The organism is Campylobacter sp. 7477a, assembly GCF_014892335.1.
Classification (GTDB): domain Bacteria; phylum Campylobacterota; class Campylobacteria; order Campylobacterales; family Campylobacteraceae; genus Campylobacter_A; species Campylobacter_A californiensis.
This window is the reverse complement of the sequence record NZ_JADBJH010000005.1, coordinates 1-26,119: the sequence shown is the minus strand read 5'-3', so window position 1 is coordinate 26,119 and position 26,119 is coordinate 1. Positions and strand designations below refer to the sequence as shown.

Below are 26,119 nucleotides of genomic sequence, written 5' to 3'. Positions count from 1 at the left end.
TAAAAAGACTTAAAATTTAAAGCGTTTTTTGATAAAATCCGTATTATTTTTTAAGGAGCGAGGATGTATAAATTCTTTGCGGGGATTTTGTTTGTGATGATTTTGCTGGTGGGTTGCGCTAAGCCGGATACCGCACAAAAGCATTTTGAAAATTTTGAAGCGGCAATGAAAGTTAAGGACTATGATAAGGCTAAGAAAAACGTAGATAGTGCGTGCGCTATGAACCATGCGCAGGCGTGTTATGCGGATGGTCAGCTTTATTTGCATGCGCAAAATAAACCATCGGCAATTAAGAGATTTACCAAAGCTTGCGAGTTTGATCATGCGTTAGCTTGCGCAAAACTAGGGCGACTTTTAATGGGAAGTTCAGATATTAAAGGTGGTTTTGAGGCTTTGAAAAAGGCGTGTGAACTACAAGATGCTCTATCTTGCGCTTATCTTGCTAGATTGCATACGGTTGGTATGGGTGAAGTTATAAAAAAAGATGAAAGTATAGCAAGCGAGTATCATAAAAAAGCATGTATGATCGATAAAGAATTTTGTGAGCAAAACAAATGAAAATAGTACTTGCAACATCAAACAAAGGTAAGGTAAAAGAGATAAGAGAATTTCTAAAAGAGTATGAAATTTACGCATTAAGCGAGATCATGTCGCCGTTTGAGATAGTTGAAAACGGAGAGGACTTTAAGCAAAATGCACTCATCAAAGCTCGCGCGGTTTTTAAGAAGCTTTGCGAGTTAAATTTGCAAGATGAATTTATCGCATTAAGCGATGACAGTGGCATAAGTGTCGATGTTTTAGGTGGCGCGCCCGGAATTTACTCGGCTAGATATAGTGGTGAGAGAGCCACTGATGCTAGCAACCGTGCAAAGCTGATCGAAGGACTAAAAAATAAAAACGTTAAAAGCTCAAAGGCGCATTATACGGCCTGTATCGCAGTGGCTTCAAAATACGGTGAATTTAGCGCACATGGTTTTATGAACGGAATGGCGATTGATGAAGAAAGAGGTGAAAACGGTTTTGGATATGACGCGCTTTTTATCCCAAACGGTTTTAATCATACACTCGGAGAGCTCAAAGATGATGTGAAGCTTGAAATTTCACATCGCTCAAAAGGGCTTTTGCTTATTAAATTTGTATTAAAGTCGTTAAAAAAGAAATTTAAGTAGCGCTAGAGCGCAAAAACGACTTTTGCAATATAAAGGAATAAAATGATAAATGATGTAATAAATTCGATAAAAACCCCGGCATACGTCTGCGAAGAGGCGCTTTTGCGTAAAAATTTAGAGCTTTTAAAGCGTGTTAAAGATGAGAGTGGGGCTAAAATTTTAGTCGCGCTTAAAGGCTTTGCTCTAAGCGGAGTTATGGATATTGTTAGCGAGTATCTTGACGGAGCGACTTGTAGCGGACTTTGGGAGGCAAAATTCGCTCATGAGTTCGTAAAAGGCGAGATCCACACCTACTCTCCAGCCTTTAAAGATGAGGACTTTGAGGAGATAATGGCCATCTCAAAACACGTGGTTTTTAATAGCTTTAATCAATGGGCGAAATTTAAAGATAAAGCGCTAGCAAACGGCGTAGTTTGTGGGCTTCGCCTCAACCCAGAGAGCTCTGCGTCGCCAACTGATATGTATAATCCATGTGCTAAATTTAGCCGTCTTGGTATCACAAGGGCAAATTTCAAGCCTGAAATGCTGGAAGGTATCACGGGGCTGCATTTTCATGCACTTTGTGAGGAGAGTGCGCAAAGCTTAGAGACCGTGCTAATGGCGTTTGAGGAGAAATTTGGAGAGTTTATACCAAAGATGAAATGGATAAATTTTGGTGGCGGACACCATATCACAAGAGATGATTATGATGTAGATCTGCTCATCTCGCTTATTAAAAATTTCCATGAGAAATACGGCGTCGAGGTTTATCTTGAGCCTGGAGAGGCAGTTGGCTGGCAGACTGGATTTTTGATCTCAAGTGTGCTTGATATAGTAGAAAATGAGAAAAATATCGCCATTTTAGATACTTCTGCCGAGGCGCACATGCCAGATACCATCCTCATGCCTTATCGCCCTGCCGTAAGAGGCGAGAGTAAAAACGGCAAATTTAGTTATCGTTTTGGAGGCAACACTTGTTTAGCAGGAGATATCGTAGGGCAAGATGCAGGAAATGCAGACTATAAATTCGAGAACGAATTAAAGATCGGCGACAAGGTAATATTTGAGGATCAAATTCACTACACAATCGTAAAAAACACGACTTTTAACGGTATTATGCTGCCCGATTTGCTCCTGCTTAAACAAAACGGCGAGATAAAGACGCTTAGGAAGTTTGGCTTTGAGAGCTACCGAGATAGAAACTAAAATTATAAATTTGACCAAAAAGTCGGATATGCTTATATGAAAAACGAGTTGCTTTTTAGAATTTTTACTTTTTTGGATTGGGCAAATAGCTTTTAAAAGGCAACTTTGTTATATCTTCTGTGAGTTTTGTAAAAGATTTCGATGTAGTTTTAACACGAAAATCGCACAAAAACATCAAAATTATAATATGCAATTAAGGCATATTTAAGTAACGTTTAATTTTAAAAACTTATATTTTTTTAAGACTAGCTACTAAGCAAAGTTGTGATAAATTTTCAAAAATGGATAATATTGAGTTATCAAAATGGCTTCTTTAGGGAGCTTAAAATAAGGAAATAAAATGAGCGATACAAAAAGTGTCTTAAACGCTAGGCGAATTTATTATCTGCTATTTTCGCAACTTTTTGTTTTTACAGATAAACAAAATCGCTATGATAAGGTTTTAGACCTTTTAAATATCATAAAACAGTCCCCTCTTAATGATGAATGCGCCAAAGCAATAGACAACCTTTTATTAAAATTTAATACACAAAACCTTGAAAATATCGTGCAAGAATACGACGATATATTTCATGCTCCACCACATGCTATACACAACAGTTTTTCTTTTTATGAAGAGGGTTATGAGACCGGAAGTGCGTGTGCTAGAGTTAGAAAAATACTTGCTAAAACCAAGATCAGAAGAAATGAAGTAGATTTTAAAGAGAATGAAGACAATGTTGGATTTTGTTTTGCGCTTATGCAAGAGTTTTTAAATTCTCAAATTTCAGATGACGAAGAGAGTGGAGAATTTGCCTCACAGCTTTTTAAAACTATTATAAATCCAAACATAGATGACTTCATAGATGCTGTTTATGAGCATGAAAATTCAGACGCTTATGCGCTAGCCTGTATCATTCTACAAAATTTTATAGAATTTGAAAGAATTTTTTACGAAACACCAAAACCTATCGTAGATAGAAAGATAAAGGTTCAAGACGGAGTATCACGCTCAGAGGTTTTAAGAAGAGAACAAAACAGACGAGCTAAACGCCTTGAGCGAGAGCTTAGTAGTGATGTATAAACGAAATAAGAACGATAATAAAAAAGAGTGGCTATAACACGGAAAGGAAACTTTATGGAAAAAAAGAGTAGACGTGAGTTTATAAAAAAACTTATGTTAGGAACAACTGCGGTGGGTGCCGTAGCTGTTGGATCTAAGGCGCTCGAAGTCAAAGAGGACGAGCAAACAAAGCAAGTTTTATATAAAAGAAATAAAACTTGGGAATTTTACTATAAACAAGCAAAATAGATAAAAACAATAATAAGGAAAGGAAGAGGAAATGAGAGAAAATGCATCGCCTTTAGTGGGCAGACGCTCTTTTCTTAAAATGGCATCCTTGGGTGCTATTGCCGGTGCAGGTAGCGCATTTGCTAGTGATGCCGTTAGAAAAGCTACGGCTCATGAGATAGGCAACCCATATCCGGGTTCAAAAATGGTTAAATCGATTTGCAGTATTTGCTCTGTAGGCTGTGGTGTAATGGGCGAAGTCGTAGACGGAGTTTGGGTACGCCAAGAGGTAGCACAAGATCACCCAATTAGTGCAGGTGGACACTGCTGTAAAGGTAGCGACGTTATAGATATGGTTCGCTCACACTGCCGTGTAAAATACCCAATGGTAAAAGAAAATGGCAAATGGAAGCGTATAAGCTACACAGAAGCACTTGATAGAATAGGTGAACAACTAAAAAAATATCGCGAGAAAAACCCTGAGCAAGTAATGTTTTTGGGTTCAGCTAAAGATAGCAACGAGCAGAGTTACTACATCAGTAAATTTGCTGCGATGTTTGGGACAAATAATCTAGATCACCAAGCAAGAATTTGACATAGCGCAACAGTCGCCGGTGTGGCGAATACGTGGGGTTATGGCGCGATGACAAACCACCTTGGAGATATCCAAAACTCAAAATCTATATTTATAATAGGTGCAAACCCAGCGGTAAATCACCCTGTTGGTTTTAGACACTTTTTAAAGGCTAAAGAAAACAACGGTGCGAAACTAATCGTAGTTGAACCAAGATACACAAGAACTGCGGCAAAAGCTGATATTTTTGCTCAAATTCGTCCTGGAACAGACATACCGTTTATGTATGGTATGATGCATTTGATCTTTAAAAACGGCTGGGAAGATAAGAAATTTATCGAAGATCGTGTTTATGGAATGGATGAAATTCGTAAAGAGGCTGAGCACTGGACACCTGAAGTAGTTGAGGATGTAACCGGCTGCAAGCCTGAAAAACTACTTGAAGTAACAGAAGTTTTTGCTAAAAACAAACCCGGATGTGTAGTATGGGCAATGGGTCTAACACAACACACTATCGGTAGTTCAAATACTCGTATAGCTTCTATTTTGCAATTAGTTATAGGCAACATGGGTAAAGAGGGCGGCGGCTGTAACATCCTTCGCGGTCACGATAACGTTCAAGGTGCTAGCGATATGGCAAATGCTCCTGATAGCTTACCTGGTTATTATGCTAAAAATGAAGAAACTTGGAAGTATTTTGCCAAAATGTGGGGCGTAGAATACGAATGGTTACAAAAAAATTACATCAAACCTGAATGGATGTTTAAACCCGGCTTTACACTAGCTAGATGGTGGGCAGGTGCATTAAACGGCAAAGATGGAAATGATGCGATAGAAAATGCGGGAGATGCACTAAAGGCTCTTGTTGTTATAGGCAACGGTATAACTTCAACTGCTCAACAAGTTAAGGTTCAAGAGGGTCTTGACGCGTTGGAGCTTTTGGTTTTAGCCGATCCATTTGTAAATGAAGCGGGAATTATAACAAACAAAAAAGATAATGTATTTTTACTTCCTGCTACATCACAGTTTGAAAACAGCGGAACAGTTGTAGCTACAAACAGAAGCGGTCAATGGAGAAGCAAAATTTCTAACGCAATGTATGAAAGCAAACCGGATCATGAAATTTTATTTGAGCTATCTAAGCGTTTGGGATTCTATGATGAACTAACTCGCACTATCCGTGATGCAAACGGTAACATTGAATGGCCTGAAGCAGCAACTCGCGAAATAGCAAAAATAGTAAAATCTATCGGCCTTACCGGTTGGACGCCTGAAAGACTAAAAAATCACCAAGAAAACTGGGATAAATTTGACGAGAAAACACTTCTTGGTAAACCAGGAACTCCTGTTGAGGGAGAGTACTACGGACTTCCATGGCCTTGCTGGACAGAAGATCACCCAGGCAGCCCGATACTATATAACGTAGATGTTCATGTTATGAAAGGCGGTATGGGCTTTAGAAATCGCTTTGGACTAGAGCACAACGGTGTTAGCCAGTTGGCAGCTGAGGGCTCTGCTCCTGTTGGGGGTGTTGTAAACGGCGGTTATCCTCAAATAACAAAAGCAAATATCGAAGCAGTGCTTGGCATAATTCTAACCGATGAAGAGCGTGAAGCAATGGGCGCTACATGGGCGACTGACGGAAGTGGTATAATCGCTAAAAAATGTATGGAAAAGGGCATTGCTCCATATGGAAATGCAAGAGCTAGAACTATTGTTTGGACATTTGTCGATCAAATTCCAAAACACAGAGAGCCATTGCACTCACCACGTCATGACCTAGCGCAAAAGTATCCAAGCTTTGAAGATAAGCCAAACCACTATCGTGTTCATACTCAATACAAGAGCTTGCAGCTAAGCAAGGATTTCTCAAAAGAATTTCCTGTAAACTTAATAACTGCTCGCTTAGTAAATATGAGTGGTGCAGGTATGGAAACTAGAGCTAGTAAATACCTAGCAAGACTAACACCTGAAATGTTTGCCGACATCCATCCTGATATGGCTAAAGATTATAATCTTAAAGACGGCGATATGATATGGATACATTCACCTGAAGGCACGAAGATAAAAGTCAAGGCACGTGTTGTTCCGTCTGTTCTTCCTGGTATGGTGTTCTTGCCATTTCACTTTACGGGTGTTATGCAGGGCGTTGATATGACGGGAAATTTCCCTGATGGAACTAAACCTTTTGCCGTAGGCGAGAGTGCAAACACTGTTGCGAATTACGGATATGATATTGTTACTCAAATCCCTGAAACAAAAGGTGGTTTGTGTAGGATAGAGAAGGCGTAAGGAGACTATGATGAGCGAATTTAATCAAAATAATAGACTAAAATTTTACTGTGACAACGACCGTTGTATTGACTGCAACGGTTGTGCGGTCGCATGTGATGAGGCTCACGAGCTTCCTATCGGCGTTAGAAGACGCCGTGTTATTACGCTAAACGAAGGAGTTATAGGCAAAGAGGTATCTACGTCTATAGCTTGTATGCACTGCGAAGATGCGCCTTGTTCGCTTGTTTGTCCGGTTGACTGCTTTGTTATACGTCCTGATGGTATCGTTCTTCACGATAAAGAGGTTTGTATAGGTTGCGGTTACTGCTTATATGCTTGTCCTTTCGGTGCTCCACAATTCCCTAGAGAGGGTGTTTTTGGTGCAAAAGGTAGCATGGATAAATGTACTATGTGTGCCGGCGGTGTTAATATCCAAACAAATTCAGAGCATGAATTTGAAGAGTATGGTCAAAATCGTATAGCAGAAGGAAAAGTGCCTGTTTGCGCGGCTATGTGTTCGACAAAAGCTTTACTTGTGGGAGAATCTGATATAATAGAGCAGATTTATCTTGATCGGGTCAGCGCAAGAGGATATGGTGTTAAAAACATCAAAGAATCTCCGACATGGAAAATCGCGTATTATACAAAGGACAGAGTATGAGAGTAATATTAGCTTTTATTGCCTGTGTAATGAGTGCTTTTGCTTTGCATTTACCTGATGGAACAAATCAGTATGACAGTAATGTTTGGGCTGCGGGTAGAGTTGAAAACATAAAAGGTTACGAAGGCGGAATGGGTGAAATTTTTACATTCATCCAAGGAAATAACTACTTTGCTTACGGCGTTGTAGCGATTATTTTGGCGGTTATTGGTGCATTTATCCTGCACTTTTTAATCATTGGTCCAAAACACTTTAGCCACGACGGTAAAAAAGTTTATGCGTTTGACATAGTTGAGAGAATTTCTCACGGTATTGCTGCTCTTTCATGGGTTATATTGGTTCCTACCGGTATAATTATGATGTGGGGTAGCTCATTTGGCGGCGGTGCATTTGTAAATTTCATGCAAGATTTACACGTTATCGCTACTGTTTTCTTTACGATCTCAGTATTTCCTATGATATTTTACTGGACTATTAGAATGCTTCCTGCGGTTTATGATATCCGCTGGATGTTCATAGTAGGCGGATATTTGTCTAAGAAAAAACGTCCTGTTCCGGCAGGTAAATTTAATGCCGGTCAAAAGGCATGGTACTGGGTTGCTATACCTGGCGGTTTAGTTATGATAGCAACAGGTGCTGCGATGTATTTTCTTGACTTTAAAGCGGTTCCGGTAGCTGGCTGGCTTGGAATTTCACAGATCGAAGTTCTTCGCTGGAGTGTAATCATACATAATATCTTGGGTATCGTTTGTGCGGTATTCTTCCTAGTTCACATCTATATGGCAGCTATTGCTATCCATGGAGCTATTTGGTCTATGGTAAATGGATACAAAGAGGAAGAAGAGGTATATGTACTTCACCATTACTGGTATCAAGAGCTTGTCTCTAAAAATAAAATTCCCGTATCTGACTACGAGAAAGTTTACGATAAACTAAAATAAAACACTTAAAAGGGCTTTACTCTAAAGCCCTTTTTTCTTCAAAAGGTAAATATGCAACCTATTTTTACTACAAAGATAACAAAATTTAAGTCAAACGATAGTTTCGAATGCGATGACATACTTGTAAGAGAGATCAAACTTGATATAAATGTTAACGGTGCCAAAGCAGGCTCTATGATGGCAACACCTACAGACGTAGAAGCTCTTGGGATAGGTTATCTTTTAAGTGAAAATATAATTAAATCTTACTCTGATATAGAACATATAGATTTTAACGAAGCTGAGTTAGCATTAAACATAACCGCGCGTATAGATGAGGGAAGTTTAAACATTTTAACTACGGAAAATGTGATCATAAGCGGTTGTGGTAGAAGTGTAACTGCTAGTGTAAATCCTGCAAACATGAAAGCCAAAGTTATACAAAATGATATAAAATTTAAACGCTCTGAAATTTCAAAGCAAATGGGTGAATTTTACACCCAGTGTGACCTTTATGAAAAGACAGGTTGCGTTCATACCGCAAAACTCATGATAGGGGATAAATTTTATATAGGCGAAGATATAGCCCAGCATAATACTATAGACAAAGCCATAGGTAAGGCCGTGATGGATGGTGCAAATTTAAGATATGGAATTTTGATGGTAAGCGGAAGGTTAAGCTCTGAAATGGTAGTAAAGGCTGTTACAAATTCTATCGCGGTGCTTGTTTCAAGAACGGCTCCAACCAGTCTAGGTGTGCTTATCGCAAGAAGATTTAACTTAACTCTTTGCGGTTTTGTAAGAGGAGAAAATTTAAACGTTTATAGCGGAGCGGAGCGTGTCTATGCTTGATAAAGTGCAAGAATATATAGAAAAATTTAAAAATAAAAACGGTAGGCTTGACTGCGGAGTTGCATTTAAAATAGCCGATAAGCTCCAAGTAGACGTTGCTCTTGTTGGAGATACGGCAACGCAAATGGGTGTAAAAATAGACGCTTGTGAGCTTGGTCAGTTTGGCAAGTTGCCTTTGGAATTTGGTAGTGTAATGGCATACAAAAACCTTCAGCCCATGCTTGACGAGAAGTGTCGTATAACTTGCAAAGATGCTAGAGACGCGGCAAAGGGCGTTGGCATGAAAAAGATCCGTTCAACTTTGCGTGATTACAATATCGATGTAAAATACTGTCAGCTTGGCTGCTTTAAAGAAAAAAAAGGAAAGAAGATGATCGTAAAAACAAAGACTTGGATAGAAAACAGCGAAGGCGAGTTGCTCTTTGGCAAGGGAAAAACTGAAGTTCTTGAAGTTATAGCGGAATCGGGCAGCATAGTAAAAGCGGCTGAAATTTTAGGCATGAACTATAAAAAATGCTGGACTCACTTGCAAATTTTGGCTAAAAATTTAGACGAAGATCTTGTAAACACAAAACAAGGCGGCGGCGGAAGTGCCGGAACTACGTTAAATCCACGTGCTTATGAGCTTATAAATGCATACAAGCAGCTTCAAAGAGACATAGAAGACTATGCAAATAACCGCTTTAAAGAGCTGTTTTTAAATGATCAAAAAGATAGAGTTAGCAAAAAATAATTAAAATTTTTAAGCCAAGCCAATAAATCTGGTTTGAAAACTCAAAATTTTTAGGCTCTAAATGTGACTTCTTGTGGCAAAATTTTTAAGTTTTGCGCAAAAGTTAAATTTATCTTGATGTTTGTAAAATGCTTTTTTAATACCAATTCTTCGGTAGAGTGATACCAAATTTAAGCCGTTGGCTTTTGAAACTCATTTTCAGCGGCAAAACTATAATTTGAAAAACGTTAAAATTTAAGCCGTTGGCTTTTGAAACCCAGCCGCTACCGTCACATTCGTATTTTTCTTACTGTTAAAAATTTAAGCCACTGGCTTTTGAAATACGTTCATCTCATCAGTTCTTAACGCTTTTTACTGTTAAATTTTACGTTTTTGGCTTTGGGGTAAAGTAAACTTTCAAACAGCGTGCTTATTGTAGCGTCATGATTTGTATTTTGGTTAAATTTACTCTTTAAAAATTATGCTAAAACGGCAGGATTTATATGCCTAAAATGCAGAATTTACATTCGTAACAAATTTAAGCCAAATACCGTAAAATCAAGCTTTATAAGCATTTAAATATATAAAATCATGTAATATAAGTTTGAAATTTATATAAAGGAGAAAGTATGTTTATTAAGCTAAATGACCGTGTGTATCTAAACACCGATCGCATAACAAGAGTAAAGATAGATAATGTCCAAGACGGCATCCGCATCCGCTTTTATGAAGGCGCTGCACAAGTTGCTAAAAGCGGTAAATTTGAAAGCTATGAAGCTGCTCAAAAGTGGCTTGAGGCTAATTTCGTAAAATAAACCCGTCGGGTCGCAAAAGACCCGATTAATCCTTATAAATTTACTCCCGTATACTACCTTTTATACAAAATATTGTAAAATACATAAAAATATATCAATCTCTAGGAGGTTTGCATGTTTGGCAGTGGCAAAAGACTGGATGAAACAAATGAAAAATTGCGTCTTTTAAACGAAGAAAACAGTGTTTTAAAGCATGAAATAGATGCCCTAAAGTCCCAAATTTCAAGCCTTAAAAGCGCAGATAATAAACAAAGCGATAAAGAGAAGTTAAAGCAAAACATTATCGATCTTTTAATAAATAGCTATGCGGACGGTATAAATTTCCTGCAAGGCACTATGGAGGAAAATCTCTTGATGCTAGGTAGTGTAAATAGCCTAAATAACGAAACCTTCGGCAAGACCAAGGGGCTTCAAGAGAGAGTTGTAACGGTTGTAAATTCAATGCAAGATGTGCAAGGCTCAAGCGATGTTTTGCACACTAATGTTTCTAGTCTAAACTCAAGTGTGGACTCTATCGTTGAGATAATAAATTTAATCAAAGACATATCCGATCAGACAAATTTACTTGCTTTAAACGCTGCTATCGAGGCTGCTCGTGCCGGCGAACACGGACGAGGTTTTGCCGTGGTTGCCGATGAAGTTAGAAAGCTTGCCGAAAGAACGCAAAAGGCGACTCAAGAGGTTGAAGTAAACATAAACGGACTTAAACAAAATGCTAACTCCATGACTGAGATAGCGGAGAAATTTATCAGTCTTTCGCAAGAGGTCTCAACGACTTTGGGTGAATTTCAAAGCAATATCGAAGATGTAAAAACAAACACGGATGATATCCTAAATCAAACCATGAACGTAACAAACGAGATAAATATCAGCAACGGAAAGATAGATCATATAAATTTAAAACTATCGGCATATAAGAACTTTCTTTACGGCGAAAAAGTAGATATGTCAGATCATGTTAATTGCCGTTTTGGCAGGTGGTTTAGCGAACATATCAAGCAAATTTTATCAAACAACTCTCGTGTGATAGATGAAGTGGCAAAACATCATGACAACGTGCATAAAGGGTTGCAAAAAGCAGTTACGCTTTTTGGCGACAAAAGTAGCAAAAAAGATGGTGTTAGCGTGCTTGCCGATGTTGAAAATTCAAGTAAGCACGGGTTTGAAATTTTACTAGAAGCGGTTAGAAAAACTAGAAGATAAATTTAAAAATACAAATAAGATTCAAGTCTTGAATAAATCAAATTTTAAAGGAAAAACATGCAATTAGACTGTAGAAATTTAGAGTGCCCTGAGCCGGTTATTAGAACTAAAAATGCCATTGAAGGCTTAAAAGACGGCGAAGAGCTTGAAATCTTGGTAAATTCGCTTGCCCCACGCGAAAATATATCGAGATTTTTAAAAAACCAAAATCAAAAATTTAGCCTAAGCGACCTTGCAAACGGCGAAACTCTTATAAAAACCGTAAAAAACGGCGAAATTTCTGACGTAAATTTAGATGAATACAGCTGTGAGATCGTAAGTAAAAAACCAGGAAAAGTCATCTATCTTAACGAAGATAGAACAGGTAGCGGACCGGTTGGTGAAACTTTATTGTCAAAATTTTTAGGTGCATTTATGCAGGTTGAGACTAAGCCTTATGCGGTTTTACTTGTAAATAACGCCGTTAAAATGACGACTGATCGCGGACATGTTAGCTTTAAAGTATTAAAAGACCTAGAAAACGCAGGGGTTAAAATTCTTAGTTGCGGAAGCTGCCTTGAAGCTTATAGATTAGTTGATAAATTAGCCATAGGTGAGATAACAAATGCTTTTGAAGTTGCTGATTTACTAAGTAGGTTTGATACGATAAAATTATGATTTATAACGATAAACAACTGACCAAATTTGTTCGTGCTGCGGGTTGAGCTGCCAAACTTGACCCGGCGGGTCTAAACAAAAGTATAGGCACACTAAATTTAGCTCACGAAAATTTAATCTCATCAACAAATAGCAATGAAGATGCTAGTGTTTTTAAGTTAAGCGAAGACCTGGCGCTTGTTCAGACGCTTGACTTTATAACGCCTGTGGTAAACGATCCGTTTATTTACGGGCAGATAGCCGCGGCAAATTCGTTAAGCGATGTTTTTGCCATGGGCGCACAGGTGATCAATGCTTTAAACATTGTTGGTTTTGATAGTTGCAACTTAAGCGAGGAAATTTTAACCGAGATAATGGCCGGCGGTGCCGATAAGGTGAGAGAGTGTGGTGGCGTGATAGTCGGCGGACATAGCATAGCAACTCCTGAGATGTATTATGGTCTTAGCGTTACCGGTAGGGTTCATCCAAAGAAATTTTGGGCAAACAACACCGCAAAAGTCGGAGATGCATTAATCCTAACAAAACCGCTTGGTATGGGTGTTTTAAGCACAGCGATAAAGGGTGGATTTTTAGGTTTAGAGCAGATAAAAGAGGCTGCTTTTCATATGGCTCACTTAAATTTCTATGCAGTTGGTGCGATGAGTGAAGTTCGTGTAAATGCAGCTACGGATGTAACAGGATTTGGCTTTTTGGGGCATTTGAGCGAAATGGGAAGAGATGATATATCGTTTGAAATTTATACTAAAAATATACCGATCTTAAAGAGTGCTTACGAGATGGCAAACATCGGACTTTTGCCTGAAGGCAGCTATAAAAACCGTGAATTTGCAAGTAAATTTGTAAACGGCGATGCGGATATTTTGCTTTATGATGCACAAACTTCGGGCGGACTACTTTTGGCAGTGGATGAAAAAGACGCAAATAAAGCCTTTGATAGACTAAAGGATGTAGGGTATGACTACACAAGCGTGGTTGGTGAGGTTAAAACAAGACAAAGTGGGAAAAGTCTGATAAATTTGGTTTAAAAAGACACTAAAAGCGCGCAACTTATGCTAAAACAAGTAAAGTTTTGATAGAATCAATCCTTACAAACTTAAAATACTGAAGGGTTTTAAAGTTTATGCAAAAAAGTATAGTCGGCAAAACAAGTTGGCAGGTAATAAAAAAACTTTATATCGAAAATTTACTCGCATTGGTTGCGTTTGTCGCTCTTTGCTTTTTCTTAATCAGCTTTAAAGACAGCAATATCGCGCGTGATCTTGAAAAGCTAAACACCGATATAAATTTCGCCATAAATAGAAACTTTAGGGTCATAGAAGACGACCTTGCTATGAAGGCTAAAATTCTAAATTCCGATCTTCAAAAAGAGTATAGTCTTATAACCGATAAAACTCTACGAGAATTTTATAACGCGTTTTATATTATAGATGAAGACGCAAATTTGCTGTATAAGCGTGAATTTGAAGATGCAACCCCTTTAAAAAGCTTTAATATACCTTGGATACAGCTTCCGCATTTTCAATACTTTTCTCTCTCAAGAAGATTTTATAAAGATGGTGCGCTAGAGGCCGTATATGCCTCATACGAGCTAAATAACGGCAAGAAGATTATCGTTCAGATAGATCTAAAGCTTTTAAATTTAAGCCTAAATAACGCTTTAAGTCAAAGCAACGATATAGCATATGTTGTTGATAGAAACGGAAATTTACTAACAAGCAATTTTGCCCAAACATACGATAAAGACAGATATGATGCTTATATAAAATTTGGCGAGGAATTTGGCAACACAAGAGGTATATTTTCACTAACACAGATGAGATACGAAACGATAAGCTATATCGAGGCGTATAAAATTTTTGTTATATCAAGATCTACAAAACACGGTGAGATACTTTATCAAGCGATACTTTTATCTATAAGTTTTATAAGCTTTATTGCTTTTATCTTTTTGTGGATAAAAGATATAAAGTATATTAGAAATGACTTTCTAGCCCCGCTGGGCGAACTTGTTAGGTTTTTATCAAATAAAAAAAATAAGCTAGATACGCAAAATATCACAGGTGATATCCTAACCATAAACGACGGCATAACGGATCTTTACAAAGAGCTCGATGAAGCTAAGATGGCTCTTGAGGCGTATAAAAAACGCTTTGGATATGTGTTTGAACAGAGTTTTTTAAATATCATAGTATATGACGCATATACGGGAGATATCGTAAATGTAAGCAACAAGGCGTTAGATGTTTACGGATATAGCATGGAGGAGATGCTTAGCTTAAATATCAGGGACATTGTATACTCGACATTTGCTGATATGCTTTATGACAGAAGAAGCAGTATAGAAAATTCAAAGCCATTTAAAACAAAACACATTCTTAAAAACGGCGAATTACGCGATATGAGCGTGGTTGTTTCAAATATAGAGATAGACAACCAACGCCTTGCATTTTCTGTTATGAGAGACATTACCGGTGTAGAAAACGAAAGCAAGATAAATGAAATTTTGCAAAAGTATATATTTGTCTCGCCAAATATGATGATGATCGCTGATGCAAGCGAGCCGTTTGTGATAAAACAATTTACAAATAATACTAATAAAATTTTAGGTATAGCAGAAGATAAGGAATTTAGCTTTTCGTTTGATGTTAGAAATTTTATCACTCAAGAGAGTTTGATGAATTTTGTTAGCGCTATCGAGGTAGGTATTAGGTTATTTACATTAAACAAAAATGTTTCTGATAGCGTAAGGCTAAACACGGGTGTGATAACAGCTGATGGTAAAAAGTTGTTTTTTAAAGTATATACTAAATTTATACTCGATGACGACAATGACATTAGTAAGATCGTCTACTCTTTTAGCGACTTAACGGACGAACAGCAACTTCAAGATAGATACGAGCTTGAGATAAAAAAATATAAAAATGTTCTTTGGGCTTCATCGTCGGTGGCATGGACTTATGATGCACAAAGCAAGGAGATACAAACTAGCGACGAATTCGCCAAGATGTTAGGATATAACTCTAAAAGCGACCTGGGGATAATCGACATTAAGCGCATAAGAGAGCTTGCGGTTGATTACGTTAATGATTTTGAAAGCTTTTTTGACGAGATGAAGCTTGAAGACGGCTCATATATGAGCGATATTAAATTTTATGCCAGAGATAGAAGCGTAGTTTGGATAAATATGCGAGGCAAAAATTTAGAATTTAGCGATGACGGCAAGCCTCTTATCATAAACGGCGTCTTTAGAAATATCATGAAAGACCAGCAGTTCTTGATATATCAGCAGATGTTGTCTTCTGTTTTTTCATACGCAAAAGATGGCATAGCTATAATTGATCTAAATTTTAACATCATAGACGCCAATGAAGCGTTTTTAAATATGTCCGGACACGAGCAAGAAGAGGTTCTGAGCAAAAATATCTCTGAGATAAAAGGGGTTGAGTTTAAGGATAGAATTTTACCTGCTGTAAAAGCTCAAGGAACTATACAGAGTAAAATTTGGAGCAGACATAAAAACGGCGAAAATAGACTTGAAACCGTCAATGTTTCAGAACTAAGGGATAATGACGCAAATGTATTTTGTTATGTTGTGATCGTCTCTTCTATAAATGACTTTGCCGCAAACAAAGACTATCTTGAATACATCGCTTATCACGATCCTTTAACAAAACTTTCAAATAGATTTTTGCTCACTCGTAAACTTGATGAGATGATGAATGTAAAACATAAAAATATAGCCGTAGCCTACATCGATATGGACGGCTTTAGAGAGATAAACGAAACTTACGGTCATCACACAGGAGATAAGCTACTGCTTGAAATTTCTAACGAGATAAACAAGCTTTTTGACGATCAAGATATGCTCTCAAGGATAGGCGGAGATGAATTTGTTGCACTTATCCCTTATGAGAAAAAGGGCGAAGTCTACGAGATGGTGCAAAACATGCTTCGTATCGCGTCTGAAAACATAGAACATAACGGCGGTCATATAAAAGTAAGCGCAAGTATCGGTGTTAGCATGCGAAGCGAAGAGAACAACGTAAGCGGAGATGACTTGCTAGAGCAAGCTGACTGGGCGATGTATCAGGCAAAACTTGCCGGAAAAGGCGGGTATTATATCTTTGATGTTAAAAAAGATAGAAATTTCAAAAACCAATACGAAGATGGACTTAAAATTTCAAAAGCCCTTGCAAACAACGAATTCTTTATCGAGTATCAACCTGAAGTTAATATCAAAACAAAACAAGTTGTAAGATATGAGGCGCTTATACGTTGGAACAACGGCGGCGAGATATGCTATCCTGATAGCTTCTTACCTCTTATAAAAAAGCAATACATCCTTGATGATATCGCGCTGTTTGCCATTAGAAAAGCCCTAGATGCTTGCGCACTGTGGAATAAAAACGGCAAAAACATAAAAGTATGTGTAAATTTGTGCATAGAGCAGCTTTGCAGTGATGAGTTTTTTAATAAATTTGAAGCCTTGGTTGAAAGCGACAACAAGCTTGATACTAGCATGCTTATAGTCGAGATCGTTGACTCAAACACGGTTGAGAATTTGCCGATAGCTTCTAAAATTTTAAAGAGATATAAGCGTTACGGGATAAATTTCTCGCTTGATGATTTTGCTTCTCATGCTAGTTCGCTTGAAGCTTTGAGTGTATTGCCTATAGAGAGATTTAAAACCGACAAAAGACTTACTGTTCGCATGTTTGCCTCAAAAGGTGCGATCGTTATTTTAAGAATGGTAAGACAAATTTCAAATATGCTTCATCGCGAAGTAACTATAAAAAATATCGAAAACAAACGCATGTTAGAAACGCTTATAGGATTTGGCTACGAGTGTTTCCAGGGTAATTACTTTACAAAACCGTTAAGACTTGATGAGGTGTTGAGGTTTGAATTTAAGGGACTTGACGATGACGTTAAACAAGAGTATATAAGCGATAGTGAGTTTGAAAGATTAAGGGATTATATTGAGTTAAAAAGTTATGCAAACGATATCATCTTATATTTAACTGGCGATGAGACGATAAGGGGTGACTTTGAGTTTGATATCTTAAAAGATGATATAAGCAAAAAACTAAAAGCTACAAATGAAATTTATATGGATATTAGAGAAAAACTCATATCGGCGCTTGAAGCAAACGACGAAGCCAGCGCCATACAACTGGCTCAAGAAGTAAGCTTAATATGTGATGAGAACTTAAATTTATAAACGAGGAAGCAATGAGAGAAAACACACAAAATTTAAATGTCTATGAACATGAAATTCCTATCGGAAGTAGACTTTATTTTGGTAAAAGCGCAAAAGTAAAGAGAGAGATAGAGCAAAAGGCAAGTGAAATTTTGACCGATGAGGGCTTTAGCGAGATGGTAACGCCCTTTTTCTCTTATCACCAGCACTTAAGCGTAAATGCAACACAGCTTTTAAGATTTAGCGATCATGCCAACCACCAAATAAGTCTGCGTGCAGATAGCACCGTAGACGTAGTGCGCATAGCGCTTCGAAGGCTAAAAAGCGATAAAGGCAAGAAATGGTTTTATATACAGCCTGTTTTTCGCTATCCAAGCTCTGAAATTTATCAAATAGGTGCTGAACTTATCGGAGAAAGTGACCTTTCTATCAGCTTAAAGATCGTTGCAAAACTTTTAGGCGAGCTTGGGCTAAAGCCGGTATTACAAGTAAGCAACATAGAAATTCCTCATACGATATGTGAAATTTTAAATTTATCCATAGATGTTTTTGAGCGCGGGCAGATAGAGCAAATTTTGGCTCAAGATGTTGATTGGTTAAATCGCCTAGCTCTTTTAAAATCACCCGAAGAGATCGACGAGGTAAGTAAAATTGTGCCAAAAGAGCTTGTAAAGCCGCTTACAAATTTAAAAGAACTTGCAAAGGCTTCGGAATATGAAAATTTAAGAATAGTTCCGCTATATTATTCAAAAATGAGATATTATGATAAGTTATTCTTTAGGTTTTTAAGCCAAAATTCGATACTTGCCGGCGGTGGAAACTACGAAATAGACGGCGCTCAAAGTAGTGGCTTTGCTGTTTATACTGATGCGTTGATAGAACAATTAATTGATTAAAAAGGACGGAAAATGAGAAAAGCTGATTTGGTTGTCGGTATCCAATGGGGAGATGAAGGTAAGGGTAAGATAGTTGATATGCTATCACAAACTTACGATATGGTTTGTCGCTCTCAAGGCGGTCACAACGCCGGTCATACGATCTGGGTAGATGGCGTAAGATACGCTCTTCACCTTATGCCAAGCGGAATTTTGCATAAAAATATCATAAACATAATAGGCAACGGCGTTGTTGTAAGCCCTGAAGTTTTGATAAGCGAAATGGCGCAATTTGACGAACTTGAAGGAAGACTTTACATAAGTGATAAGGCACATTTAAATTTAGCTCATCACGGACTAATCGATCAAGCAAAAGAGCGTCTAAAAGGCGATAAGGCTATCGGAACTACAGGTAAAGGCATCGGACCTACTTATGCCGATAAGATAAGCCGCACGGGACATAGGGTTGGTGAGCTAAGAGATCCGGATGCTCTTTGTGATGCGCTTATGCGTGATTTTAAGGCAAACAAAGACGTGTTTGACGCACTTGGTATCAAAACTCCTGATAGACAAGAGCTTTTGGAAGAGTTAAAAAGATACAAAGAGGTGCTTGAGCCGTATATCGCAAACACAACCCGCATTATATGGCAAGCGATCGATGAAGGTAAGAAAATTTTATTAGAGGGCGCTCAAGGAACTCTTCTTGATATCGATCACGGAACATATCCTTACGTAACTAGCTCAAACACTATAAGTGCCGGCGCTTGCACGGGACTTGGACTAAACCCAAAAGAGATAGGCGATGTTGTAGGAGTTATAAAGGCTTATACAACAAGAGTTGGCTTTGGACCGTTTCCTACCGAGGATAAGACAAAAGCCGGAGATGATATGTGTGATATCGGCAAGGAGTTTGGCACTACAACCGGTCGTAGAAGGCGCTGCGGTTGGTTTGACGCCGTTAGTGTAAAATACTCTGCAAGACTAAACGCCGTAGATAAATTTGCACTTATGAAACTTGACGTGCTTGATGGATTTGAAACTGTTAAAATTTGCAAAGCATATCAATATAACGGCGAAACTATCGACTATGTTCCTACAGATCTTGAAAACGCAACTCCGATATATGAAGAGCTTGAGGGCTGGGATAGTGTTAAGGGTATATCAAGATATGAAGACCTTCCAAAAAATGCGATAGCTTATATCGAGCGTATAGAGGCATTAACGGGTGTTAAAGTAGGACTTATCTCTACAAGCCCTGAAAGAAGCGACACTATCATCAGATGAAAAGCAAATTTACTCAAGTCGTTCGCGTTAAAAAACAGGTTTTAGACAAGATCGAAGTCAAGCTTGTCCTGGCTAGGTCAAATATCGTTACATGTGAGAACAACGTATTGCTTGCTACTCAAACATTAAGTAAATTTGATATGCCAAGAAGTGGTAACGCAAGCGACTTGAGACAAAATTTAGAGCTTTTAAAGATAATGCGAGATGAGCTTAAGGGGCTAAAAGAGCGCTTGGAACTAGCCAAAAAAGAGCTCATCCACCTAAACCACCAGCATAAAAACGCGAGTTTGGACTATGAAAAAATGAAATACCTTGAGCAAGAAGACTTTAAGACCGAGATAAAAAGAGTTCAAAGAGAGCAAAGCGCGGCTCTTGATGAGTTTGCCGTGATGAAATTTGCATCTAGGTCAAACGAGGCTATTAAAGAGGTTGTTGATGCTTAGGATTTTATTTGTAGTTTTTGTTAGTCTGAATTTTACTTTTGCTTATGATATTCCTGTTGATTGCACACAAATTTTTGAAGCTAGAAAGGCTGAAATTTTAAAAGAGGTTGAGCGTATAGATGAGGAGCGCCAGGCTCTTGAGGCGTTTCGCGCTAGCACGCAAGCTGCTTATGAAAGCTCCATGGCAAAACTTAGCAAAAAAGAAGCGGACATAAATGCCACCATGAGAGTAGTTGATCAAAAACGTAGAGAGATCGATGAAAGAGTTGCACAAAACGAGGAAATTTTAAAAGAGCTTCGCACGATGACTACGGATAAAGTAAGCGAGTCTTATGCAAAGATGAAAGATCAGTCTGCAGCCGATGTTTTATCGCAGATGAGTAGGGCTCAGGCTGCAACGATAATGTATGCTTTAGAGCCTAAAAAGATTTCAACCGTTATGGCTAAAATGGAGCCAAAAGTTGCGTCTGAGATCACCATCCTTTTAACAAAAGGACCACCCTTTGTCGATGAGCCAAAGGATGTTAAATTTGATGCACCGGCTGGAAATTTACTCGAGTAATTAGGCTTTTGATAAAATTTTTCTAACGGCGAGAGAGGCTAAATTTAGTCCAAAAACCGCCGTAACACCCATAAAACTTCCAAGTGGTTTACAACGCGGCTCTTCGGTTGAAAAGACCACTTCAAAATCCCCGTCAAACCCGGCTTTCCTAAGCTCGTAGCGGTATTTTCTAGCCAAAGCATCAACGCTTGTTTTCCAAACTGAAGCTACTTTGACTTTTGTGGCGTCTATCCGTTTGCCCCCTCCCATCGAAGCGATCAGTTTATCGCCAACCTTTAGCGCTAGGGCGACTTTTGCGCTCATATCATCAATAGCGTCTATAACAAGGTCAAATTCGCTAAAGTCAAAATTTTGTATAAATTCAGGCGTGATAAGCTCATTTATCGCCTCTATGCATTCGTAGCGTTTTTTAAATTCATCTACTTTTATAGCGCCTGTAGCCTCGCTGTAAATTTGTCTGTTTTGATTTGTTATATCAAAGGTATCTTTATCGATGATAACTATCTTACCAACTCCGGCACGAGATAGCGCGTCAACGCATATGCCGCCAACTCCGCCAACCCCACAAATTAAAATTTTAGCATTTTTTAACTTCTCAAAGTCATCACCAAAGAGCCATCTTGAGCGAGTAAATCTATCTACCTTATCCATTTTTGTCCTTGCTTAAACATTTAAATTTGCTCTTAAGTGTTCTAGGCTATCGTGTGCCGTCATATCAAGCATGATTGGAGTTATGGTTGCAAAACCTGCATTTATCTCGCTTAGGTCGGTTTTTTGAGTGCTGTCTATATAATCAAGCGCGGCGTTTCCAAGCCAGTAATACTCCACTCCTCGTGGGTTGCGATTTAGACTGGCACTTGTTGCATAGGTGCGGTTTCCAACCGGAACGACAGCGTAACCTTTGAAATTCTTAGAGCTTACGGCAGGGATATTTACATTTAAAAACTGTCTTGGAGGAAGCGAAATTTCATCATTTAATACCTTTGAAACGATAAATTTTACCACTTCTCTTGCAAGGTCAAAGCCTAAAACATCTATGCTATCGTTTTGATAAAACTGTGAAAATGCGATACTTTTAACACCTTGCAAAACCCCTTCCATGGCTGCACCGCACGTTCCAGAGTATGTTATGTCCTCTCCTAAATTTGCTCCGTGGTTTATGCCTGAGATTATGAGGTCTGGTTTTTTGGCATAAAGTGCATGAAGTGCAAGATATACGCAGTCGCTAGGCGTTGCGTCGTCAAGCTTGAAAAATCCATCATCAAGTTTTATAAATCTAAGTGGTTTTGTGAGGGTTAGAGAGTGTGCGCAGGCTGATTTTTCGGCACTTGGCGCTACTATGGTTACATTTACGTCAGGAAGTTTTTTAAGCTCAAGAGCAAGCTCATGAAGCCCTCTTGCTTCAAATCCATCATCGTTTGTTATGAGAATTTCTTTCAATATCGTCCTTTTAAATTTTGCCGATTTTATCACATCTTTATTTAGCACGGGTTAAATTTAAAATTTTAAGACGTTTTTGATAGAATTTTGGTTTTTAAAGTCTAAAGAGGCTAAAAATGAGTAAAAATTTATTTATAACAGGCACGGCAACGGATGTAGGTAAGACCTACGTGAGCGGACTTATAACAAAGGCTTTGCTTAAAGAGGATTATAAGGCGGGGTATTTTAAACCTCTTGCAAGCGGAAATTTACGCACACCTAGCGGTGAGCTTGAAGTAGGTGATGTTAAATTTGTAAAAGAGATCTCAGGCACTAAGCAAGATGTAACAAGCATGAATGTTTACGCATATGAAAGAGCTTTTTCTCCGCACTTAGCTGCCAAATTTGAGGGTAATCCGCCTGAGTTAAATAAAATTTTAGCTAAATTTGATGAACTAAAAAACGAGTATGAGTATCTAAGCATTGAGGGTTGCGGCGGTGCTATCTGTCCGCTTAGATACGACGAGGTTAAGATCATGCAAGTAGATCTCATAAAAGCTTTAAAATGCCCCGTGTTAATCGTTGCTGATGCAGGACTTGGCGGTATTAATGCGGCGGTGCTAACAAGTAAATACCTGCGTGAAGAGGGCATAGAGCAAAAGGGCTTTGTGCTAAATAAATTTGACGAAAGCAACCAAATCCATATCGATAATAAATTTATGATACAAGAGCTTTGTGCTCTTTCGGTGCTCTTTACTATCACAAAGCAAGGGCAAGAAAACTGTATAAATTCTAAAAAATTGGCGGCGATATATGAGTGAACTAGCTAAACTTGACCTAAAATACATCTGGCATCCTTGCTCGCAAATGCATGACTACGAAAGCTTGCCTCCCATAGTTATAAAAAGAGCAAAGGGTGTATTTTTATACGACGAAGACGATAAGAGGTATATTGACATCATAAGTTCTTGGTGGTGCAACCTTTTAGGACACTCAAACGAGCGCATAAATGAAGCAATTAAAGTGCAACTTGATAGGCTTGAGCACGTGATATTTGCAAATTTTACTCACGAAGGCGCGATAAATTTATCATCACGACTTGTTGAAATTTTGCCAAAAGGGCTTGTGAAGTTAAATTTCAGCGATAACGGGAGCTCGGCTGTCGAGAGCGCACTTAAGATGGCCTTTCAGTATCATTACCAAACGGGTAAACCAAACAAAACCCGTTTTATGTGCCTTGAGGAGGGATATCACGGAGAAACTATAGGTGCATTAAGCGTGGGAACTATGGACTTGTATGCAAAAATTTATAAACCTATGTTAATGGATGTGATACGTATAAAGTCGCCTGATTGTTATCGTTGCGAATTTGGTCTAACTCGTCAAAGCTGCTCTTGCGAGTGCTTTTGTCACGCAAAAGAGGAGTTTGAAAAACACGGGCATGAAACGGCCGCCATCATTATCGAGCCGCTAGTGCAAGGTGCTGCTGGTATGAGAATTTACCCTGCGCTTTATCTTAAAAAGCTTCGTGAAATTTGCGACGCTTACGACGTGCTTCTTATCGCCGATGAGATCGCTACTGGTTTTGGTAGGACGGGCAAGATGTTTGCATTTGATCATGCCGGGGTAAGTCCTGACATCATGACACTTAGTAAGGGTCTAACGGGGGGCTATATGCCTATGTCTATCACTGCGACTACGCAAAAAATTTATGATGCATTCTATGCTCCTTATAGTGAAGGCAAGGCTTTCATGCACTCGCATACTTATAGTGGTAACCCACTTGGTTGTGCGGCGGCTTTAGCGGTTCTAGATATTATTGAAAACGATGATGTTTTAACACGAGCAAATAAAACGGCTAAATTTTTAAACGAAACACTAAGCAAAGTGTTACTAGGACATAAAAATGTCGGCGAGATAAGGCAAATAGGTCTTATAAATGCTATCGAGCTTGTAGAGGACAAAAGCCTGAAGCAAGCATTTAAGGCAAGCAGGCGAGTTGGATATGAAATTTATAAAAAAGCTCTTAAAAACGGACTATTATTACGTCCATTGGGAGATGTTATATATTTTAACCCTCCACTAAATATCACACAAGAAGAGTGCGAAAAAGCAATGGCTTTGTGTGAAAAAAGCATAAGAGAAATTTTAGGATAACACGCAAAAACGAGTATTGTTTTTTAAGGGGATAGGTTTGAAAAAAATTTGGGTTTTGTTTTCCACGGAGATGTGGGAGAAATTTAACTTTTACGGTATGCGCGCGATATTTGCACTTTTCTTGGTGCACTTTTTAGCCATTAGCGAAACAGATGCAGCCATATACTATGGTGCCTTTTTGGCTCTTAGTTACCTTACTCCTATCATTGGCGGTTTTTTGGCGGATAAATTTTTAGGATATCATAAAAGCGTGATTATCGGGTGTGCTTTACTTACGGTAGCGCAGCTGTTTTTTTATGCAAATGCCAGTAGTTTTGGCGGTGCTTGGCTTACGCTTTGTGGTGCTGTTTTGGTTATGTGTGGCAACGGCTTTTTTAAGCCTAGTATAACGGCACTTTTAAGCATAAAAGCACCTAGGAACGTAAGTATGGACGCTGTTTTTAGTTCATACTACTTCTTTTTAAATTTGGGCGTACTTCTTGGATCGTTTATCGTGCCTTACTTTGGAGATGTCGTTGTTAACGGAGTTCGTGATGTATCTGCATTTAAATTTGGCTTTTTGTCGGCTTTTATTGCTATGAGTATCGGACTTTTGGTCTTTGTCGTATTTAGTAAAAATGATGAAAATTTCACGCCAAAGGTTAGTGATGGTATAAGATTTGATCTTAAAAACGCACTTGTTTCGTTATTTGTCTTTGTGCTTATTTTTGCGGTTATTAGCTATTTTTCAAGCGGTGCAAATATTGTTAAAAGCTACCTTTATCCGACTATTTATGCCTTTGGTATCTCACTTGGTTTTTATGTTTTGCTTGATGAAAGCATCAGTGAGGATGAGAGAAAAAATATCATCACTATCTTTATAAGTGCTGTGTTTATCGTCTTTTTTTGGGCGAGTTTTGAGCAAATAGGCTCGTCGCTAACATTTATAGCAAACAACCAAATGGATAGAAATTTGCTTGGTTTTGACATCCCTCCTTCTATGATAAGTATGTTTAACCCGCTTTTTGTGCTTGTGCTCAGTTTTGTTTTCTCGGCATTTTACATAAAGCTGGGACGTAAAAATTTGGAGCCAAACGGACTTTATAAGCAAGCTTTGGGGCTTTGTTTGATGGGTACTAGCTATCTTATCATAGCTTTAAATGTTCGTGATTTGGGTGATGAGCTGCTTCATATAAGATGGTTTATTTTGCTTTATTTTATGCATACTTGTGCCGAACTTTTGGTTTCACCTATCGGTTTTGCTCTTGTAGCAAAGCTTTCCCCAAAGAGACTTTTGGGACTTATTTTTGGTATATTTTACCTTGCAAATGCCGCAGGTTACGCACTATCTGGCACTTTAGCCTCACTTCTTCCTCCAACAGCCGACAAATTCATAAAAGCAAGCGAACTTGGTATAAATTTAAAAGAAATTTTAAACCAAAGGGCTGAAATTTCAGAGGTGACACTTGAAATTTTAAAGGCAAATAACTTGCCAAGCTCGTATCCTCAAATTTTTGGTTATGAAATTTCAACACTTTTTCATTTTTTTATATTATTTTTTATACTTTGTTTTGGTGCAGGAGTGTTGCTTTTTGCGATTTGTCGGGCCATGGATAGGACAAATGCGAGAGCTTGTTAAATTTTTTAAGTTAAACAAGCTATAATCCACTAAAAAAGCTATGGATAAAAATGAGTAGAAAAATTTTAGTTTCAGCGCTTGAGCCGTCTGCGAATTTGCATTTAGGCGAGGTGCTTAAACACACATTAGGCTCTGAAATTTTAGGCATATTTGATGAGAAATTCGGTACTCCTTTTATGAAAAGTTCCGAATTTTCTGCGATGGGTTTTGTGGAGGTTTTGCCGCTTATATTTAAAGCAAAAAGAGCCATAAAGCAGATGGTAAAACTA

Annotated in this window: 24 protein-coding genes and 1 pseudogene; 23 read left to right on the top strand and 2 right to left on the bottom strand. The window is 38.3% G+C overall.

Going from position 1 to position 26,119, the window contains the following annotated elements:
- The first annotated feature begins 63 nt into the window (after positions 1–63).
- The 19 genes from CCAL5182_RS03125 to CCAL5182_RS03035 all read left to right on the top strand — a co-directional run bounded on the left by CCAL5182_RS03125 (position 64) and on the right by CCAL5182_RS03035 (position 20,656).
- Positions 64–558, top strand: coding sequence for a tetratricopeptide repeat protein (locus CCAL5182_RS03125; protein WP_169936772.1), 495 nt, complete (start codon positions 64–66; stop codon positions 556–558).
- A complete protein-coding gene (gene rdgB / locus CCAL5182_RS03120) occupies positions 555–1,169 on the top strand; it encodes an RdgB/HAM1 family non-canonical purine NTP pyrophosphatase (RefSeq protein WP_169936766.1) in 615 nt (204 codons plus the stop codon). Before CCAL5182_RS03125 ends, rdgB begins: the two co-directional genes overlap by 4 nt.
- 42 nt (positions 1,170–1,211) lie before the next feature.
- Complete coding sequence (gene nspC / locus CCAL5182_RS03115) at positions 1,212–2,354, top strand: carboxynorspermidine decarboxylase (RefSeq protein ID WP_211436820.1); 1,143 nt, start codon at positions 1,212–1,214, stop codon at positions 2,352–2,354.
- Between the two features lie 340 nt (positions 2,355–2,694).
- On the top strand, positions 2,695–3,417 hold the full coding sequence (locus tag CCAL5182_RS03110) for a TorD/DmsD family molecular chaperone (RefSeq protein WP_169936764.1): 723 nt from the start codon (positions 2,695–2,697) through the stop codon (positions 3,415–3,417).
- A 54-nt stretch (positions 3,418–3,471) separates the two neighbouring features.
- Positions 3,472–3,645, top strand: coding sequence for a twin-arginine translocation signal domain-containing protein (locus CCAL5182_RS03105; RefSeq protein WP_336610230.1), 174 nt, complete (start codon positions 3,472–3,474; stop codon positions 3,643–3,645).
- A 31-nt stretch (positions 3,646–3,676) separates the two neighbouring features.
- On the top strand, positions 3,677–6,490 hold the full coding sequence (locus tag CCAL5182_RS03100) for a formate dehydrogenase subunit alpha (RefSeq protein ID WP_336610229.1): 2,814 nt from the start codon (positions 3,677–3,679) through the stop codon (positions 6,488–6,490).
- A gap of 10 nt (positions 6,491–6,500) precedes the next feature.
- A complete protein-coding gene (gene fdh3B, locus CCAL5182_RS03095; RefSeq protein WP_169936758.1) occupies positions 6,501–7,133 on the top strand; it encodes a formate dehydrogenase FDH3 subunit beta in 633 nt (210 codons plus the stop codon).
- Complete coding sequence (locus tag CCAL5182_RS03090) at positions 7,130–8,074, top strand: formate dehydrogenase subunit gamma (RefSeq protein WP_169936756.1); 945 nt, start codon at positions 7,130–7,132, stop codon at positions 8,072–8,074. Before fdh3B ends, CCAL5182_RS03090 begins: the two co-directional genes overlap by 4 nt.
- A gap of 51 nt (positions 8,075–8,125) precedes the next feature.
- A complete protein-coding gene (gene fdhD, locus CCAL5182_RS03085; RefSeq protein WP_336610228.1) occupies positions 8,126–8,905 on the top strand; it encodes a formate dehydrogenase accessory sulfurtransferase FdhD in 780 nt (259 codons plus the stop codon).
- The gene (locus tag CCAL5182_RS03080; protein WP_169936751.1) at positions 8,898–9,638 is read left to right on the top strand and encodes a winged helix-turn-helix domain-containing protein; all 741 of its coding nucleotides are present in this window, start codon (positions 8,898–8,900) and stop codon (positions 9,636–9,638) included. The genes fdhD and CCAL5182_RS03080 overlap by 8 nt, the downstream gene beginning before the upstream one ends.
- Positions 9,639–10,246: 608 nt before the next feature.
- Positions 10,247–10,432, top strand: coding sequence for a sodium-dependent tyrosine transporter (locus CCAL5182_RS03075; RefSeq protein ID WP_169936749.1), 186 nt, complete (start codon positions 10,247–10,249; stop codon positions 10,430–10,432).
- A gap of 114 nt (positions 10,433–10,546) precedes the next feature.
- A complete protein-coding gene (locus tag CCAL5182_RS03070; RefSeq protein WP_336610227.1) occupies positions 10,547–11,635 on the top strand; it encodes a methyl-accepting chemotaxis protein in 1,089 nt (362 codons plus the stop codon).
- A 57-nt stretch (positions 11,636–11,692) separates the two neighbouring features.
- Positions 11,693–12,292, top strand: a complete 600-nt coding sequence (yedF, locus tag CCAL5182_RS03065; protein WP_169936745.1) for a sulfurtransferase-like selenium metabolism protein YedF — start codon at positions 11,693–11,695, stop codon at positions 12,290–12,292.
- Complete coding sequence (selD, locus tag CCAL5182_RS03060; protein WP_336610282.1) at positions 12,292–13,317, top strand: selenide, water dikinase SelD; 1,026 nt, start codon at positions 12,292–12,294, stop codon at positions 13,315–13,317. Before yedF ends, selD begins: the two co-directional genes overlap by 1 nt.
- A 95-nt stretch (positions 13,318–13,412) precedes the next feature.
- Positions 13,413–17,513, top strand: coding sequence for an EAL domain-containing protein (locus tag CCAL5182_RS03055; RefSeq protein WP_336610226.1), 4,101 nt, complete (start codon positions 13,413–13,415; stop codon positions 17,511–17,513).
- Between the two features lie 11 nt (positions 17,514–17,524).
- Complete coding sequence (locus CCAL5182_RS03050) at positions 17,525–18,388, top strand: ATP phosphoribosyltransferase regulatory subunit (RefSeq protein ID WP_170015822.1); 864 nt, start codon at positions 17,525–17,527, stop codon at positions 18,386–18,388.
- Between the two features lie 12 nt (positions 18,389–18,400).
- A complete protein-coding gene (locus CCAL5182_RS03045) occupies positions 18,401–19,651 on the top strand; it encodes an adenylosuccinate synthase (RefSeq protein WP_336610225.1) in 1,251 nt (416 codons plus the stop codon).
- Positions 19,648–20,094 (top strand): flagellar export protein FliJ, encoded by a 447-nt coding sequence (locus tag CCAL5182_RS03040; RefSeq protein ID WP_336610224.1) that lies wholly within the window; start codon positions 19,648–19,650, stop codon positions 20,092–20,094. Before CCAL5182_RS03045 ends, CCAL5182_RS03040 begins: the two co-directional genes overlap by 4 nt.
- On the top strand, positions 20,087–20,656 hold the full coding sequence (locus CCAL5182_RS03035) for a MotE family protein (RefSeq protein WP_336610223.1): 570 nt from the start codon (positions 20,087–20,089) through the stop codon (positions 20,654–20,656). The genes CCAL5182_RS03040 and CCAL5182_RS03035 overlap by 8 nt, the downstream gene beginning before the upstream one ends.
- On the opposite strand, the gene CCAL5182_RS03030 is transcribed toward CCAL5182_RS03035, so the two are convergent.
- Positions 20,657–21,307, bottom strand: a complete 651-nt coding sequence (locus CCAL5182_RS03030; protein ID WP_169936733.1) for a tRNA threonylcarbamoyladenosine dehydratase — start codon at positions 21,305–21,307, stop codon at positions 20,657–20,659.
- Positions 21,308–21,319: 12 nt separating this feature from the next.
- Positions 21,320–22,096 carry a 5'/3'-nucleotidase SurE gene (gene surE / locus CCAL5182_RS03025; protein WP_169936732.1) on the bottom strand — a complete coding sequence of 259 codons (777 nt, stop codon included), beginning with the start codon at positions 22,094–22,096 and terminating at the stop codon, positions 21,320–21,322.
- A gap of 116 nt (positions 22,097–22,212) precedes the next feature.
- Between surE and bioD the strand changes: the two genes are divergently transcribed.
- The 4 genes and pseudogenes from bioD to CCAL5182_RS03005 form a co-directional block, all read left to right on the top strand.
- Positions 22,213–22,896 (top strand): dethiobiotin synthase, encoded by a 684-nt coding sequence (bioD, locus tag CCAL5182_RS03020; protein ID WP_336610222.1) that lies wholly within the window; start codon positions 22,213–22,215, stop codon positions 22,894–22,896.
- The gene (bioA, locus tag CCAL5182_RS03015; protein ID WP_336610221.1) at positions 22,889–24,232 is read left to right on the top strand and encodes an adenosylmethionine--8-amino-7-oxononanoate transaminase; all 1,344 of its coding nucleotides are present in this window, start codon (positions 22,889–22,891) and stop codon (positions 24,230–24,232) included. The genes bioD and bioA overlap by 8 nt, the downstream gene beginning before the upstream one ends.
- 37 nt (positions 24,233–24,269) lie before the next feature.
- Positions 24,270–25,850: a peptide MFS transporter gene (locus CCAL5182_RS03010; protein WP_336610220.1), complete on the top strand. Its 1,581-nt coding sequence runs from the start codon at positions 24,270–24,272 to the stop codon at positions 25,848–25,850.
- 50 nt (positions 25,851–25,900) lie between these two features.
- Positions 25,901–26,119: pseudogene (locus tag CCAL5182_RS03005) on the top strand (lipid-A-disaccharide synthase); the annotation flags it as partial.

Excerpts from the sequence above, each read along its gene's own strand:
- CCAL5182_RS03080 (WP_169936751.1), top strand. The coding sequence starts at position 8,898 with ATGCTTGATAAAGTGCAAGAATATATAGAAAAATTTAAAAATAAAAAC.
- CCAL5182_RS03040 (WP_336610224.1), top strand. The coding sequence starts at position 19,648 with ATGAAAAGCAAATTTACTCAAGTCGTTCGCGTTAAAAAACAGGTTTTA.
- fdhD (WP_336610228.1), top strand. The coding sequence starts at position 8,126 with ATGCAACCTATTTTTACTACAAAGATAACAAAATTTAAGTCAAACGAT.
- nspC (WP_211436820.1), top strand. The coding sequence starts at position 1,212 with ATGATAAATGATGTAATAAATTCGATAAAAACCCCGGCATACGTCTGC.
- CCAL5182_RS03030 (WP_169936733.1), bottom strand. The coding sequence starts at position 21,307 with ATGGATAAGGTAGATAGATTTACTCGCTCAAGATGGCTCTTTGGTGAT.
- yedF (WP_169936745.1), top strand. The coding sequence starts at position 11,693 with ATGCAATTAGACTGTAGAAATTTAGAGTGCCCTGAGCCGGTTATTAGA.
- CCAL5182_RS03050 (WP_170015822.1), top strand. The coding sequence starts at position 17,525 with ATGAGAGAAAACACACAAAATTTAAATGTCTATGAACATGAAATTCCT.
- CCAL5182_RS03075 (WP_169936749.1), top strand. The coding sequence starts at position 10,247 with ATGTTTATTAAGCTAAATGACCGTGTGTATCTAAACACCGATCGCATA.
- CCAL5182_RS03105 (WP_336610230.1), top strand. The coding sequence starts at position 3,472 with ATGGAAAAAAAGAGTAGACGTGAGTTTATAAAAAAACTTATGTTAGGA.
- fdh3B (WP_169936758.1), top strand. The coding sequence starts at position 6,501 with ATGAGCGAATTTAATCAAAATAATAGACTAAAATTTTACTGTGACAAC.
- CCAL5182_RS03090 (WP_169936756.1), top strand. The coding sequence starts at position 7,130 with ATGAGAGTAATATTAGCTTTTATTGCCTGTGTAATGAGTGCTTTTGCT.
- bioD (WP_336610222.1), top strand. The coding sequence starts at position 22,213 with ATGAGTAAAAATTTATTTATAACAGGCACGGCAACGGATGTAGGTAAG.
- CCAL5182_RS03035 (WP_336610223.1), top strand. The coding sequence starts at position 20,087 with ATGCTTAGGATTTTATTTGTAGTTTTTGTTAGTCTGAATTTTACTTTT.
- CCAL5182_RS03055 (WP_336610226.1), top strand. The coding sequence starts at position 13,413 with ATGCAAAAAAGTATAGTCGGCAAAACAAGTTGGCAGGTAATAAAAAAA.
- CCAL5182_RS03110 (WP_169936764.1), top strand. The coding sequence starts at position 2,695 with ATGAGCGATACAAAAAGTGTCTTAAACGCTAGGCGAATTTATTATCTG.
- rdgB (WP_169936766.1), top strand. The coding sequence starts at position 555 with ATGAAAATAGTACTTGCAACATCAAACAAAGGTAAGGTAAAAGAGATA.
- bioA (WP_336610221.1), top strand. The coding sequence starts at position 22,889 with ATGAGTGAACTAGCTAAACTTGACCTAAAATACATCTGGCATCCTTGC.
- CCAL5182_RS03045 (WP_336610225.1), top strand. The coding sequence starts at position 18,401 with ATGAGAAAAGCTGATTTGGTTGTCGGTATCCAATGGGGAGATGAAGGT.
- CCAL5182_RS03125 (WP_169936772.1), top strand. The coding sequence starts at position 64 with ATGTATAAATTCTTTGCGGGGATTTTGTTTGTGATGATTTTGCTGGTG.
- CCAL5182_RS03070 (WP_336610227.1), top strand. The coding sequence starts at position 10,547 with ATGTTTGGCAGTGGCAAAAGACTGGATGAAACAAATGAAAAATTGCGT.